The sequence below is a fragment of the Nonomuraea sp. NPDC003754 genome (assembly GCF_053605785.1).
In genome coordinates, this window is the sequence record NZ_JBSGJX010000011.1 from 1 (window position 1) to 11,683 (window position 11,683).

Genomic DNA, 11,683 nt, shown 5'->3' on the forward strand with positions numbered 1-11,683 from the left:
GCCGCGTGGGTCGCGGCGCCGCGGCTGTGCTGGTGCGCTCCCGGTGTCCGGCCGGGCCGGGAGCGCGGCGGTCAGCAGGTCACCGGGCCTCGGACCGCGTTCGGCAGCCCGTTGTCGCGCATCGCCGGATCGTTGCCCGCGCAGGTGAGCGGGCCGCCGACGGTGCTGGCGCTGACCAGCGGGGCGGCGTTGCGGGTCAGCGTGACGGGGCCGCGGACCTCGGCCGCCTCCAGGCTCACCTCGCCGCGCACGCCCGAGACGCTCACCGGACCGCCCACCGAGGAACCGGTGAGGACGAGCGCGGCGGCCTGGTGCGCGGTGACCGGCCCCTCGATCGTGGCGTCCTTCGCCAGCAGGCCGGCGCCCTGCCGTACCGTGACGGGGCCGGTGACGGTGGCGTCCTCGGTCAGGCAGGTGACGCCCTCGGCCACGACCAGCGGGCCCCGGTGGGTGCCGCTGACGGTCCTCGAACAGGCCTGGTCGGGTACGGCCAGCAGTTCCAGCTCGGCGACGGTCCCGGACGTCGTGAAGCGGTAGTTTCCGAACCGGCCCGGGTTGGCGATCTTGAAGGGCCTGGTCTGCTTCTGCCAGGCGAAGCTCTCCTCCTTGCGCTCGTCGATGACGCTCCAGGTGGTGCCGTCGTAGGAGCCCTCCAGCTTCCACGCCCTCGGGGCCGCGGAGGCGCCCGAGGTGAGCGTGTAGAAGGTGACCGGCTGGCGGCCCGCCGCGGTCAGCGTGACGGGGCCGCTGAACACCGCCGCGGTGGCCGAGGTGTCGTCCGAGAGCGCGGCGGGGCCGCCGGTGACCGGGATGTCGCGCATCGGCCGCGGCGACTGCCCCTCAGGGGTGATCGACTGCAGCGGCGTGCCCCACGTGGAGGGCTCGGGCCCCATGGCGAAGTCGAGCACCGCGCCCTCGGCCAGGACGTCGTGCGGCAGCGAGGTGGAGGTCCACGCCTTGCCGTTCACCTTGAGCCCCTGGACGTAGACGTTGCGGGCGCTGTTCTCCGGCGCGTTGACGACCAGCTTCCTGCCGCCGGGCAGGTGCACGGTGGCCTTGGTGAACAGCGGCGAGCCGACCGCGTAGTGCGGGCTGCCCACCTGGAGCGGGTAGAAGCCGAGCGCGCTGAAGAGGTACCAGGCCGACATCTCGCCGTTGTCCTCGTCGCCCGGATAGCCCTGGCCGATCTCGCTGCCGAGGTAGAGCCGCGACAGCGCCTCCCGCGCCTTGGCCTGCGCCTTCCACGGCTGGCCCGCGTAGTCGTACATGTAGATGACGTGGTGGGAGGGCTGGTTGCTGTGGCCGTACTGGCCCATCCTGACGTCCCTGGCCTCGCGCATCTCGTGGATGATGCCGCCGTAGGAGCCGGGGAACGTCGCGGTCTCCTGGCTCGCGAAGAAGTCGTCGAGCTTCTTGGCCAGGCCGGCGCGCCCGCCGTACAGGGCGGCGAGACCGACCCCGTCCTGCGGGGCGTGGAAGGCCATGTTCCAGCCGTTGGTCTCGGTGTAGTCGTGGCCCCACACGCGCGGGTCGTACTGCGAGGGCGTCCAGCGCCACGCGCCGCTGGAGTCGCGGCCCTGGAAGAAGCCGACCGCGGGGTCGAACATGGTGACGTAGTTGAGCGCCCTGGACCGGAAGTACTCCGCCTCCTCCGTACGGCCGAGCGCCTGCGCCATGCCGGCGATCCCGAAGTCGTTGATGTAGCCGTCGACCGCCCACGACATGGCCTCGCCCACCTCGTCCCTCGCGGTGTAGCCGCGGAAGACGGAGGTCTGCATGCCCTTGCGGCCGACGGCGGCGTTGGGCGGCACGACGGTGGCGTTCTTCAGCGCCGCCTCGTAGGCGCCCTTGACGTCGAAGCCGCGCACGCCCTTGACGTAGGCGTCGGCGAAGGCCACGTCGGAGCTGGTGCCGACCATCAGGTCGGCGTAGCCGGGCGACGACCACCTGGCGATCCAGCCGCCGTCGCGGTACTGCTGGACGAATCCGTCGATCAGCTCGCCCGCCGTACCGGGGCTGAGCAGGGTGTAGGCGGGCCAGGTGGTCCGGTAGGTGTCCCAGAAGCCGTTGTTGACGTAGATCTTGCCGGCGACCACCTTGGCCCCGGTCTGGGTGGGCGTGTCGGCGCCGGTGCGCGGCGCCACCGGGCTGGCGTGGCGAGGGCCCTCGGGGGTGTTCTCGAAGCCCGAGTTCGGATACAGGAACAGGCGGTAGAGGTTGGAGTAGAGCGTGGTCAGCTGGTCGTCCGTGGCGCCCTCCACCTCGATGACGCCGAGCTTGTCCTCCCACGCCTTCTTCGCCCGCGCCTTGACCTCCTCGAAGCCGCCGGCCTCCAGTTCCAGGTTGCGCTTGGCCTGGGCGACGCTGATGAAGGAGGTGGCGATGCGCATGGTCACCTGCTTGGCGCCGAAGGCCAGGTAGCCGGTGACGTTGTCGCGCCCCGCCCCGGTGAGCTTGCCGCCGCCGGTCGGGGTCTGGTCGAAGACGGCGTAGACGAACATCCTGGTCGCGCCGGCCGACAGCCCGCTGCGGGCGTCGGTGAAACCGGTGACCACTCCCCCGTCGATCGTCAGGCCGCCGTCGTTGTTGTAGTTGTCGAAGATCAGGCTGCCCCGCTCCTCGGGGAAGGTGAAGCGGAAGACCGCCGCGTGGTCGGCGGGGGCGATCTCGGTGCGGATGCCGTTGAGCAGGTCGACCGCGTAGTAGTACGGCCTGGCCGTCTCCCTGTCGTGGGTGAACGGGGTGGCTCGGGCCACCCTGTCAGGGTTGGGGACGGCCAGCAGCGACGGCATGACCTGGAAGGACTGCCGGTCGCCCATCCACGGGCTCGGCTCGTGACTGGCGGCGAACGCCTGGATGGTGGGGATGTTGTCGGGGTTGCCGTTGCGGTGGTACTCGTACAGCCAGGAGTTGGAGCCGGACCCGGTCATCGGGGTCCAGAAGTTGAAACCGTGGGGGACGGCGGTGGCGGGGAAGGTGTTGCCGCGCGAGAAGCCGCCGGTGGAATGGGTGCCCCTGGTCGTGATCGCGTGGTCGGCGACGCTCGACGGGGCCTGCGCCCTGGTGTCGGCCAGCGTGATGTCGTCGACGAAGCCCTTGAACGGCAGCGGCCCCACCGGGGCGTCGAAGGCGACCATGATGCGCGTGACGCGCTTGCCCTTGGCGATCTCGCCGAGCCGTACGCGCTTGTTGTTCCACTGGTCGGCGTAGAGCGTCTTCGACTCGCCCTGGGCGCGGGCGACGGCCCTGGTGCCGTGGTGGTCGCGGGCCTGCAGGTCGCTGAGGTAGGTGCCGTCGGAGAAGGCGAGGTCGAGTCCGGCGTAGGTGCTGGGATAGCGCAGGTCGGCGCCGGTGAACTCGGGGAAGATCTTGTAGGACAGCTCGGTGTCGGGGCCGACGGGGACGTCGACCTCGAAGAGTTTGTTGGTGGAGCGGCCGCCCCGCTCGGTCGTGGTGCTGCCGGAGTAGCGCAGCGCCTTCAGGCCCGTGTAGCCGGCGCGCGGCTTGGCGGTGAACCCGCCGCTCGGGCCGCCGCTGACCAGGCTGCGCATGTCGGAGGGCGGCTTGGGCGCGGTGTCGCCGTCCGACAGCTGCAGCTCGGCGAGCTGGACGATGCCGCCCGAGCCGTTGCGCGTGACGTTCAGCCGGTAGTACAGGTAGGCGCCGGGGTTGGCGACCACGAACTCGCGGGTCTTCAGCCTGGCGTCGAACACCTCTCCCGCGCGGGTGTCGACGGCGGTCCACGTCCGGCCGTCGGCGGAGCCTTCGAGCGCCCAGTCGCGCGGGTCCCGCTCGGGCGCGTCGTTGGCGGAGGCCAGAGCGTAGCGGGCGACCCTGATGGGCTTGGACAGCTTCGCCGACACCCAGCCGGTGCCGGCGAAGACCAGCCACTTGGTGTTGACGTCGCCGTCGAAGAGGTTCTCCTTCACCTCACCGGCGGCGCTGAACTCGCCGCTGGCGTTCACCTCGACGACCTCGTCGGTGATGTTGCCGGGAATGCCGCCGGTCGTGCCGCCGGTGACGCCTTCGGCGCCCTTGACCTCGTCGACCGTGTTGACCCAGGTCGGCTGCGGCTGGCCGGGTTCGAAGGAGCTGTGGAAGAGCGCGTCGGCGGGGGCGAGGTTCACCTGCGCCCTGCGGGCGGACGGAGGCGGGGTGACCTCGGGCGGGGGTGGGGGCGGGGTGGGGGTGGCGGACGGCGCGTCCGAGGGGAGTGGCGAGGGTGGCGGGTCGGCCAGCGCCACCCCGGGTAACGCCAGGACCAGGGCGCTCGCCAACGCGGCCAGGTGTGCTCTCCGCATGCCGGGACCTCCGAGGAAGCTGACAACGTTGTCACCGAAGATCCTTCGGATAGACAACGTTGTCAACGCCCGCGCAGATCACCTTTTGGTCAACGACCACCGGCTGTCCCGTTTTTCCAGCCCTCAGACGAAAGGGCACGGCTAAGCCGATGAGGGCACAGGGACGGGCCGGGCAGGGCGCGCACATGACGGCGCGACCCAGTGACCGGCGCGGGAGACGGGGTGTCGCGGGGCGACGCGGGGCGACGCGGGGCGACGCGGGCCGACGCGGGCCGACGCGGGCCGACGCGGGCCGACGCGGGCCGACGCGGGGCGACGCGGGCCGACGCTACATGCGGACGACCACGGTGTTGGAGACGCGGTCGTGGACGCCACGCTGGTCGCGGTCGAAGATCACCGCGGGGACGGCCAGGCACAGCAGGATCGTGCGGACCAGCACGGGGAACCACCGCGGCCGCCCGCCGTCCATCGCGGCGACCCTGATGCCCAGCAGGCGGTGGCCGAAGGTCTGCCCCAGGAACCCGACGAGCAGCAGGTACTGCACCGCGAAGATCGCCACCGGCACCCAGGGCGACTCGGCGGGGTTGACCCGCAGCAACGCCTGGGCGATCGCCCAGGTGCAGATGAGCCAGTCGATGACCAGCGCGCCGATCCGGCGGCCGAACCTGGCCACCGAGCCACTGCCCTCCTCGGGCAGCCCGAGGCGCTCACCCGGGTAGCCGAGGTCGACGCCGGCGGACCTCACCCCGCCCAGCCAGGTCTGGGTCCACCGGGGTTGCTGCTCCTTGCTGCTCATGCATCAACGGTATCCGGCGGGGTGGCCGGTCACGCCAGCCGTACATCGTGATCTGATCGCGCTTCTGCCCAGGGGGGTCGCACCAGCATCATGGGCCGGTTGGGCGGCGCCGTCCGGCTTCCGCGGAACGGGGGTAAGGGATGACAGGGGACGATCTACACGCCCGCTTCGACGCGGTCGTCGCGCAGATCGGCGAGGACGAGCGGCGCAGGATGCGCGCGGCGGCCACCAAAGGGATGCGCTCACCCCGGCGAACCCGGCCACGGCGGCGCGTGTGGCTCGCGGCGTGGATCGTCGTCGCCGTCGTCGCGGGCGCGGCGGTGCTCGTGGCGGCCTGGCCCGAACTGCTGGCGGACATCGTGCCCGCCGTACGGCAGGAGCCGCCGGCCGTCCTCGTTCCTGGGCCGGGACACGCCGAAGGGTCCTGAAACGGGAGGACCGGACGGCGCGGCGGGCCGGGTCCCCCTTAACACATGCGAAACAATCGGGACACGGGCCGGAAACGGCCGACGCCTAGGGTCTGCCTGATAGCCCATGCCCCGGGAGGTTCGAGAGTGTTTAACTCCGCCGACGACGTCCTGAAGTTCATTGGGGACGAAGGGGTGCAGTTCGTCGATGTCAGGTTCACCGACCTGCCGGGAACGACGCACCACTTCACCTTTCCTGTGGAGAACTTCAGTTCCAACGTTTTCTCCGACGGCCTCATGTTCGACGGCTCGTCGATCCGCGGTTTCCAGGCCATCCACGAGTCGGACATGCTCCTGCTGCCCGACCCCACCAGCGCCGTGCTCGACCCGTTCCGTCAGCACAAGACGCTCAACATCAACTTCTTCGTGCACGACCCGCTGACCGGTGAGGCCTACAGCCGCGACCCGCGCAACGTCGCCCGTAAGGCCGAGGAGTACCTCAGGGGCACGGGCATCGCCGACACCGCCTACTTCGGCCCCGAGGCCGAGTTCTACATCTTCGACGACGTCCGCTTCGAGACGAACCAGCACTCGAGCTACTACTACGTCGACTCCATCGAGGGCGCCTGGAACACCGGCAAGGCGGCCGAGGGCGGCAACCTCGGCTACAAGCCCCGCTACAAGGGCGGCTACTTCCCCGTCCCGCCGATGGACCACTTCACCGACCTGCGCTCCGAGATGGTCCGCAACCTCATCGAGTGCGGCATCGACGTCGAGATGCAGCACCACGAGGTGGGCACCGCCGGCCAGGCCGAGATCGACTTCAAGTTCGGCACGCTGCTGAAGACCGCCGACAACCTGATGCTCTACAAGTACGTCATCAAGAGCACGGCGCTGGAGTACGGCCACACGGTCACCTTCATGCCCAAGCCGATCTTCGGTGACAACGGCTCCGGCATGCACTGCCACCAGTCGCTGTGGAAGGACGGCTCGCCGCTGTTCTACGACGAGGTGGGCTACGCGGGCCTGTCCGACACCGCCCGCTACTACATCGGCGGCCTGCTCAGGCACGCCCCGTCGCTGCTGGCCTTCACCAACCCGACGGTCAACTCCTACCACCGGCTCGTGCCCGGCTACGAGGCGCCCGTCAACCTGGTCTACTCGCAGCGCAACCGCTCGGCCTGCGTGCGCATCCCGATCACCGGGTCCAACCCGAAGGCCAAGCGCATCGAGTTCCGGGTGCCCGACCCGTCGTGCAACCCGTACTTCGCGTTCGCGGCGATGCTCATGGCCGGCATCGACGGCATCCGTAACAAGATCGAGCCGCCGGAGCCGGTCGACAAGGACCTCTACGAGCTTCCGCCCGAGGAGGCCCGCCAGGTGCCGCAGGTGCCCGCCTCGCTGCCCGAGGTGCTCGACGCCCTCGAGGCCGACCACGACTACCTGCTCGAGGGCGGCGTGTTCACGCCCGACCTCATCGAGACGTGGATCGCCTACAAGCGGGAGAACGAGGTCGACCCGATCAGGCTGCGCCCGCACCCGCACGAGTTCGAGATGTACTACGACGTCTGACCGCGCGTTTCCGGCCTGGACGACCTTGACGTCAGCGCCCGAGGCGCTCAGGAGCGACGCGAGACAGCGCCGCACGTCGTTGGAGTCGAAGCCCGTGGGAAGGTCTTGAGCCCTCCCACGGGCTTTCCGCGTTGCATCCAAACTTCCAAGAGTCGACCTACGCCGTCGTCATCGGTTACGACAGATTGGGCAGTTTCGGACACCAAACCATGGATAGTCGCAGCCCGCTTTCGAGTGGCCGTGCCGATGTACTTGTGGCGCGTGCTCACGCTGATGATCTCGCTTTCGCGGCTCACACGGGCACAATCAACCGTGCTTTCCCCTGAGATGCTCCATAATTGATCGTCTGCCAGGTTCCGGAAGTGCCCTCGACACCGAGACGGGGAAAGCCGATCACCATGTCAGCGTGATCGACCATCCAGCAGTTGCGCGCAAAGTACGCGTCCGTCTGCAGCTTGGTGGCGCCCAGCTCAACAATCTCAGTGATTCGATCACGACACCGGGCGAGTGCTTTCCGCGCCTCAGCAGGCTGCTGCTCCACGGTTCCCGGCGCGACGATCGTGATGTGCGACGTCGAGTTCCCAGCGAGCCATAGCAACGACAAGCTGTCGATGCCGACCGCACCTCCGATATAGAAGTGCGCGTCGTCTACCGCGAACGGCGCAAGGTAGGTGTTGAACAGGTCGGCGAACCAGCCGAGTTCGCGATGGCCGGTAGACCTTGTTCCAGTAATGGCCACGGCTAGAGGCATAGATCAACCCCGTGTCGTAGGTTGTGCTGAACTAGTTGTACTCCGGGATCCCCCATGCATACCAAGGCCACAGGAGTCAACCAGCGTCGCGGTGCCGCCATTCCAGATGGATGAGAAAGCCGAACCACAACAGGCTGATGCCCGACGGGACGTGCAGGTACAACAGTGGTAGTACCTCGGTGAGCTGCGGCGTCTTGCGCGCCCAGGCGGGCAGGATCGCCGAGGAGAACTGCTTGCGCTCGCCGGGTTCCGCGTCGATGCGCTTGTCGTTGACCCGCGGGGCCGGGACCTCGATCGCGCCGGCCGCGGTGAGGATGTCACAGCTGAGCAGGCGCCGGCGACAGCGATGAATGCCCGTGGACAGACTCGAAGTCCCTTGTAATCAAGTGCGCAGGACGGGGACGCTGGCGAAGCCTGAGGCGAGGTGAGCCATGGAGGAGACGGCCACCGCTCCTGAAGGCCCAGTGAGGTGCTTGCGGGCACCGCGCTTGTTGACGACTCCGAGGGAGCGCAGGCCGGCGTCTTTGGCCCAGTAGATCCTGTGCGGGGTCAGTGTGACCAGAGCGGAGTCGGACGGCCCGGCGGCCAGGGCTTGCACGGCCTGCAGGAGGAGGTTTTCGTCCGTCTGGAGGTTCACGGGCAGCGAGAAGAGATGCTCACGGCTGATGACTGCTCCTACCAGCTGCCGCAGGCCGTGCATGTCCAGGTAAGTTTCCACGGCATCGGAGGAGGTGTCGCCGACTACCGCGATGCTTCGTCCGCTGGCGTGGCAGGTATGAAGAGCTTCTTGAACGCCTGGTACGGGCACAGCTGTCGCGGCCGCCGCAGTCTCGGCCTTGCGCAGGAGTTCGGTAGCTTCGGCACCGATGTCCGGGTCGACTTCTCGGGCGTACCACATCATGTCGATCGGGTTCGGGTTGACGGCGACGAGGAGTGGCATCCGGTGTCCCGTAGCGAAGAGCCGATCGTGGATCTCGCGGGCGATTGCTGCGCCGTCCACGCCGTGGGAGAGATCGCATAACGCGTCGTCGAAGCCGAAGAGGGCAGCACCGGTCTGCTCCAAGACTCGGGCGACATGGGGGCGTGGTGTCTTATGCGCCAACCGGACTCCTTGAAGTGTGCCTACGTCATCAGTGGCCGTGATGTACCACACAGGAGTATCAGCCGTCTGTGCGCTGGAAGGCATCGCATGAACTGGTGGCGAAGCCTTCTCACTCATCAGGCAGGGCACAACGAGCGCACACCAGCCTCCAACCAACCCGAACCGGTTCAGAGGCACCGTTGTGTGCCGCCTTCCCCTTGACGGTGGGGCTGGCCGCCGCGCATGGCGAGGGTACGGAGGTAGGGCAGGTGAGGAAGGACCGTGTGCAGGTCAAAAGCGATGCGGCTATACCGATCCTGTCACTGGATGGGCCACGTCAGCGGGGTGAAGTGTTCCCGCCTGTCGCTGGATGACGATCATGGCAGCTGGTATTTACGGTTCAGGTATGAGGTTCCCCCCTGGGGCCCGGAGGAAGCCCACCGCTTAGTTTGACGGTTATCCAGCTGCGGGTGAGGGTGATCTCATGGCAGCTGACTTCACCTTGGGTGTGCTCACCGATGTCATGAGATCTGCGTGCCGGCAGGCGGGACTGGATCCGGAAGGCGCTGAACTGCTGCGGCTTGGTGAGAACGCCATCTACAAGCTCGTGTCCAAGCCCGTTGTCGTGCGGATCGCGCGCGGCCAGAACCGGCTGCCCGTCGTGGAGAAAGAGCTCTGCATCGCCTCCTGGCTCCAGGCCTCCGGCGTTCCCGCCGTCCAGGCGTACTCCGAAGTGCCGCACCCGATCGTCGTCGACGGCTACCCTGTCTCCTTCTGGAAAGCCATCACTCCGAACGAGCCGTCACCTGGGCCTGTCGACCTCGCAGAGTTGCTCCGCCAGTTCCATAATGCCGGTGATCCGCCGTGTGGGCTGCCGGAGTTCAACCCGCTCTACCAGGTGGAGCCCCGGCTGGACGCGGCGCGAGTCCTTCGGGATGAGGACTTGGACTTCCTGCGAGGACGATGTCGTGACCTGGTCAAGCGCTATGCCGAACTGGAATTCGCCCTGCCGTACGGACCGATCCACGGGGACGCACATGCGGCGAACCTGCTGCGGGCCGACGGACAGGTGGTGCTGCTGGACTTCGAGGTCGTGGCACGCGGGCCACGAGAGTGGGACCTCATGCCCACATCGATCTCCAGGCAGCGTTTCGGCCTGCCGGAGGAGCAGTATCGGGCGTTCTGCAATGCCTATGGGTTTGACGTGCGGAGCTGGCAGGGCTACATGGTTCTACGGGACGTTCGTGAACTGACCATGACGACCTGGCTCATGCAGAACGTCGGCGAGGATCCCCGCATCGCCAAGGAGTTCGCGCATCGGGTCAGGTCCCTCCGCGAGGGAGACCGCGACGTTGTCTGGCATCCGTTCTGAGCGGCAAGCCAACAGCAAACGACTCTTCGACCCGCCCGCGCAGCGCGACTGCGTACGGCTGACCAACATCTACGCCACGCCCTGGCACCTCCCAGAGGAGGCCGATCACGCGCTGCCAGGAGAGTACCTACGGCTCGGCCGACTGGAGGAGTACTTCACCGGATCAGCCGCACAGTTGCCGAAGGTGATCCAGCGGATCGATCTCGATCACGACCAGATCGCTTTCCGACGCTGGGATCGTCGTCGCCTGCTGACCGGTGCCCGGCTATGGCTACTGGTGGTCCCGTCCAGGCAGATCGTCGCTGTGCTCAGTCTCGATGTGAGCTGCGAGCTGGCGCACACGATTGACCTGCTGGAGGACTGCTACTACCTCGACGTGAAAGTCGGGGACCAGACCATCACGACGCTGGCCGCCGAAGTACTCGGCATGGAAGGCGTGTTCCTGCCAGAGCGCCACCAGATCGTCTTCGGACCGAAGATGTCAGCCACCAAACGTGACGACATCGTGCAGCGCGTCATCTACCGCAGCGACTTGCCGTACCGGAAGGAGTTCAGCGCGATCACCTATCCGGTGGAGCTGAACCGGAGACCGGATGCTGTGGCCGCGGTGGGACCATACGTGAGCGTCCTGTGCGCTCAGCAGGATTATGTGGAGAACACCGTCTTCCTGTCCGCGGTCCAGGGCGTGGCCAGCGCGGCGCGCTTGCGCGAGATCCGGTCCGCGGCCTACGCCGCGGTGTCCACTTTCCGCGCCAGCGACCGTACGCACCAGGGCACACAGATGCGGCGCAAGACTCTGGAGAGCCTGAGCAGCAAGCTCGGAAACATGGAGCTGGACCTGAGCTACAGCGTCGAAGCGACGGCAGACCTCGGCCTGCTTGTACCCTCGCTGCGAGTGGTCGGCTACCACGATGCCTTGTACGAGGCGATGGGGCTGGTGGCCAAGGCCGAGACCGTCGCCCGAATGCTGCGCCGTCTTGAGCGGGCGACCGCCGCCGAGCTGACCGCGATCGAAAGCCAGGAACGCTGCGGGGACGAAGACCGGGAGGAATAGTCAAGACCTGTGGATCATGAGTTTCTAGGCGGCTGGGGGGACGCGTGATTCTTCGGGGCGTTCGGCGAGCTTGCCGTCGATGAAGGTGGCTGCAGCCCGGACGAGTGCGACCAGGTGGGCGCCGGTGACCGCGCGCCAGCGGGGCTGGAGGACTCGATCAGCTTGAACGCCATCGCCAAGCCGGCAGCGCGAGAGCCGGGGCCTTTGGTGCGGTGCCGGACGGTGGCGACGGTCGACCCGATCGGGTTGGTGGTGCGCAGATGCCGCCAGTGCTCGGCCGGATAGACGAGCTCCTTGCGGCCATCGGCGCGTGCCCCGATCGGCACCAGCAGGCACAGCTTGTGCTCCT

8 protein-coding genes and 2 pseudogenes are annotated in these 11,683 nt (G+C 67.9%); 4 read left to right on the forward strand and 6 right to left on the reverse strand.

Features of this window, described 5'->3' with window-relative positions; translation table 11 throughout:
• Nucleotides 1-71: 71 nt before the first annotated feature.
• Nucleotides 72-4,301, reverse strand: coding sequence for a GH92 family glycosyl hydrolase (locus ACWEVS_RS15855; RefSeq protein WP_452552027.1), 4,230 nt, complete (start codon nt 4,299-4,301; stop codon nt 72-74).
• A 328-nt stretch (nt 4,302-4,629) separates the two neighbouring features.
• The gene (locus ACWEVS_RS15860) at nt 4,630-5,097 is read right to left on the reverse strand and encodes an RDD family protein (protein ID WP_449916195.1); all 468 of its coding nucleotides are present in this window, start codon (nt 5,095-5,097) and stop codon (nt 4,630-4,632) included.
• Between the two features lie 140 nt (nt 5,098-5,237).
• Here ACWEVS_RS15860 and ACWEVS_RS15865 point away from each other — a divergent pair, with 140 nt between their 5' ends.
• Both ACWEVS_RS15865 and glnA read left to right on the forward strand, forming a co-directional pair.
• Complete coding sequence (locus ACWEVS_RS15865; protein WP_452552029.1) at nt 5,238-5,525, forward strand: hypothetical protein; 288 nt, start codon at nt 5,238-5,240, stop codon at nt 5,523-5,525.
• Nucleotides 5,526-5,651: 126 nt separating this feature from the next.
• A complete protein-coding gene (gene glnA / locus ACWEVS_RS15870; protein ID WP_354912885.1) occupies nt 5,652-7,076 on the forward strand; it encodes a type I glutamate--ammonia ligase in 1,425 nt (474 codons plus the stop codon).
• A gap of 292 nt (nt 7,077-7,368) precedes the next feature.
• Here the strand turns inward: glnA and ACWEVS_RS15875 are convergent, their stop codons facing one another.
• The 3 genes and pseudogenes from ACWEVS_RS15875 to ACWEVS_RS15885 form a co-directional block, all read right to left on the reverse strand.
• Entirely contained in the window at nt 7,369-7,815 is a 447-nt protein-coding gene (locus ACWEVS_RS15875) for a hypothetical protein (RefSeq protein WP_452552031.1), read from the reverse strand.
• 130 nt (nt 7,816-7,945) lie between these two features.
• Nucleotides 7,946-8,146, reverse strand: a pseudogene (locus tag ACWEVS_RS15880) (IS256 family transposase); the annotation flags it as partial.
• 63 nt (nt 8,147-8,209) lie between these two features.
• Nucleotides 8,210-8,890, reverse strand: a complete 681-nt coding sequence (locus ACWEVS_RS15885; protein WP_452552033.1) for an HAD hydrolase-like protein — start codon at nt 8,888-8,890, stop codon at nt 8,210-8,212.
• Between the two features lie 502 nt (nt 8,891-9,392).
• Here ACWEVS_RS15885 and ACWEVS_RS15890 point away from each other — a divergent pair.
• Both ACWEVS_RS15890 and ACWEVS_RS15895 read left to right on the forward strand, forming a co-directional pair.
• Nucleotides 9,393-10,280, forward strand: coding sequence for a phosphotransferase enzyme family protein (locus tag ACWEVS_RS15890; RefSeq protein WP_452552035.1), 888 nt, complete (start codon nt 9,393-9,395; stop codon nt 10,278-10,280).
• The gene (locus ACWEVS_RS15895) at nt 10,261-11,334 is read left to right on the forward strand and encodes a hypothetical protein (protein ID WP_452552037.1); all 1,074 of its coding nucleotides are present in this window, start codon (nt 10,261-10,263) and stop codon (nt 11,332-11,334) included. Before ACWEVS_RS15890 ends, ACWEVS_RS15895 begins: the two co-directional genes overlap by 20 nt.
• Nucleotides 11,335-11,358: 24 nt before the next feature.
• On the opposite strand, the pseudogene ACWEVS_RS15900 reads toward ACWEVS_RS15895, so the two are convergent.
• Nucleotides 11,359-11,618, reverse strand: a pseudogene (locus ACWEVS_RS15900) (IS256 family transposase); the annotation flags it as partial.
• Between the last annotated feature and the right edge of the window lie 65 nt (nt 11,619-11,683).